The following is a 3,001-nucleotide window of genomic DNA, read 5'->3' on the forward strand; positions in this document are numbered from 1 at the left end:
GTGTGAAGATCCATTGCCACACAAGGCCGGTTGCGACGAAGGACATCGCATACGGATAGAGGAAGACCGTGCGCAAAGCGCCTTCCCCCGTTACCTGGCGGTCGATGCASGCCGCCAGCAGAAAGCCGATCACCAGGCAGGCCAGAATGAACAGCACACCGTAAATGGCGAGATTATGCGCCGACAGCTGCCAGCGTTCGTTATCGAACAGCCGCGTGTAATTGGCCATGCCCACGAACTTATTCGACGCGATGCTGCGCGAGCCGGTCAGCGAGACATAGAAAGTCCAGGCGAAGGCGCCCAGATAAGCTACGCCCACCGTGGCCAGCATCGGCAACAGCGCGAAGTAAGGCATGACGCCGCGTTGACGCATCGGCAGCTCAGTTCCGCAGCGCGGCAGCCAGCGCTTTTTGCGCTCTCTCTACCGGCATGGACGTATTCCAGAAGGCGGTGATCGCATCTTGCAGCGCGCCGTTCTGATCGGGCGTCAGGTAGACCTCAGGTGCGCCGGCAAGACGCGACTTGCCACGCATGATGGCGGCACCGGCCTGCGAGCACACATCGAGCGAACTGGTGTCGAGATCGACGCGCGGCGGCAGCGAGCCTTTGAGTTTGTTGAAGGAGATCAGCGTCGTCGGCGCAACCAGTGTGCGCGCCATCAGCTTTTGCGCCTGCTGCACATCTCCGCGATCCGATCTCGGGAAGACGAAGGCATCGCCCTGCACCAGGTATGGCACGTCAGGCCCCAGGCCGGCAATACAGCCGAAGTCCACGCCCGGCTTTTGCTTGGCCGCGGTGAATTCGCCTTTCGCCCAGTCGCCCATGATTTGCACGCCCGCTTTGCCGCTTACCAGCAAGGCCGTGGCGTCGTTCCAGTTGCGGCCAGGCGCGTTCGGGTCCACGTAAGACTGCAGGCGCTTGTAAGCGACCAGCACCTTGCGCATCGCTTCGGAGTTGATCGCCTTCTGGTCGCGGTCACGCATCACCTGCATGTACAGCTGCTTGCCGCCGACGTTGGCCAGAACGCCTGCAAACAGCACGTTTTCTTGCCACGCCTGCCCGCCGTGCGCCAGCGGGATCAGGCCAGCAGCCTTCAGTTTGTCCAGCGCGGCGAAGAGTTCATCCATCGTCGCCGGCTCTTTGGTGATGCCTGCCTTCTTGAACGCAGCCTTGGAGTACCAGATCCAGGTTTGCATGTGGATGTCGAGCGGCAGCGCATAGTAATGGCCGTCGACCTTGATCACGTGCGCGATTGGCTCGGGCAGCGTGCGGTCCCAGTCCTGTTGCCTGGCGATGTCGTCGAGCGGCATGAGCATGTCCTGCTCCACCACGTCGAGAAATTGCTTGGAGATGTTGAATTGCGCAGCCGCGGGCGCTTTGCCGCCAACGATGCGGTTCAGGGTGACCGCGCGGGCCTGGTCGCCGCCTGCAATGGCGGTGTCGATCCAGTTGCCGCCGGCAGCACGGTAAGCGCCTTCCAGCTGTTTGACGGCAGCCGACTCGCCGCCCGAGGTCCACCAGTGAATGACTTCAGCATTGAGCGCCGGACTCGCGGTGCCGGCGCCAGCCTGCGCCACACCCGCCACGAACAGCGCCAGACCGCAGGCAACGGCCAGCTTGCTACGCTTGAACATCCTGTCTCCTTGGTTTTGCGGCACGTTTTGGAAACGTTACCAATTATTGAGGAGACTATAAGACAAAAACCACGGCAGCGCAACAACTGCTACAACAGTCCTTCAATGCCGGCCAGCTGCGCCTTGATGCCAACCAGGTCGACGCTGGTGCCGTTGCCTTCGGCGATCGCGGTGTATTTGCCGTCGCCGTTGCCGTCGTAGAAAAGTTCGAAGCTCGTATGGTGGGTGCCCGTGTGCGTTTCGAGCACAAATCCCTTTTCAAGCTGAGTATAGCTGGTGTGCTCGCCAGGTGTCACGGTCTTGGTGCTGCCATCCCACAGGATCGCCTGCACTCCGGTCACATTGCCACTGGCATCGAATACAAACTGGTCGCGCTCAAAAGGCTCGACGTTGAGCGCAGTCGTTGCACTGCCCTGCGCGATGACCGTCCTGGTGTCGGATGCGAGCGCGTATTCGCCGCTGCTGCCGACCTGCACGAAGTTCAGCGTTTCGATCAGATCGCCCACTACGCGCGTTTCCGTCACGCCGGCCGCGCTGGCGGAGAAGCTCGATGCCGGTGTGTTGGTCAGATCCCTGGTGTGCGTGTGTGTGCCGAAAATGAAGGTCTCGCTGGCGGCAGTCACGGCGCCGCCGGTGACGGTGAAACTGAAGTAATGCTTGTCGGTACTGGGCGCCTTGATGACGGTCGATTCGGAGCTGATGCGGTAAATGCTGGCGTCAGCCGCATCCTGAGTGTAGATCACGGTAACTGTCGCGCGGTCGCCGCTGATGGTTTCCGTGACCTTGTTGGCGATACTGGTGAACGTGGTGCCGTCCGGCACCCGCAATACATGGTCATATCGTGCGCCGACCAGGCTGATGCCTGTGATCTGGCCACTGGAATCGGTCGTGAATTTGAAGGTCTCGTCCATGGTTCCTCCCTGTTCTGCAGAGCATATTAGGCAAGCTTTGCGTTAAGGAGGGTTGGGAAACTATTACAAATTGTAAGAGGCGGCTAAAAGCAAAAAGCCCACCGGCGCATGCGCCTGGTGGGCTTTTTCAATAACTAGCCTGACGATAACCTACTTTCACACTGGTTGCAGCACTATCATCGGCGCAAAGTCGTTTCACGGTCCTGTTCGGGATGGGAAGGGGTGGGACCGACTTGCTATGGTCATCAGGCATAACTKGTAGCACCGCGTTGGCTCAACGCGMTGCGCAATCCGGAAGAAGTAAGTRGGGTAAAACTCAATCATTCAAACACAGGCAAGTGCRCATAACCGGCAAGGTTATAGGGACAAGCCGTACGGGCAATTAGTATCAGTTAGCTTAATGCATTACTGCACTTCCACACCTGACCTATCAACGTCCTGGTCTCGAACGACCCT

Annotated in this window: 3 protein-coding genes and 2 rRNA genes; all 5 read right to left on the reverse strand. The window is 59.5% G+C overall.

Annotated elements, in window-relative coordinates:
- Positions 1–373, reverse strand: a 373-nt coding sequence (locus AB4Z11_RS28055; RefSeq protein WP_442029114.1) for a carbohydrate ABC transporter permease, incomplete at its 3' end; no start/stop codon positions are given.
- A 7-nt stretch (positions 374–380) separates the two neighbouring features.
- Positions 381–1,634, reverse strand: coding sequence for an ABC transporter substrate-binding protein (locus AB4Z11_RS28060; protein WP_442029115.1), 1,254 nt, complete (start codon positions 1,632–1,634; stop codon positions 381–383).
- Positions 1,635–1,723: 89 nt separating this feature from the next.
- On the reverse strand, positions 1,724–2,545 hold the full coding sequence (locus AB4Z11_RS28065; RefSeq protein WP_442029116.1) for a hypothetical protein: 822 nt from the start codon (positions 2,543–2,545) through the stop codon (positions 1,724–1,726).
- 137 nt (positions 2,546–2,682) lie between these two features.
- A 5S ribosomal RNA gene (gene rrf, locus AB4Z11_RS28070) occupies positions 2,683–2,795 on the reverse strand.
- Between the two features lie 111 nt (positions 2,796–2,906).
- Positions 2,907–3,001: ribosomal RNA gene (locus AB4Z11_RS28075) — 23S ribosomal RNA — on the reverse strand; the annotation flags it as partial.

The sequence above is a fragment of the Pseudoduganella sp. RAF53_2 genome (assembly GCF_052113985.1).
Taxonomy (GTDB): Bacteria; Pseudomonadota; Gammaproteobacteria; order Burkholderiales; family Burkholderiaceae_D; genus Rugamonas.

What these genes read in the sequence shown, in the direction of transcription:
- AB4Z11_RS28065 (WP_442029116.1), bottom strand. Translation starts at nt 2,545, where the DNA reads ATGGACGAGACCTTCAAATTCACGACCGATTCCAGTGGCCAGATCACA.
- AB4Z11_RS28060 (WP_442029115.1), bottom strand. Translation starts at nt 1,634, where the DNA reads ATGTTCAAGCGTAGCAAGCTGGCCGTTGCCTGCGGTCTGGCGCTGTTC.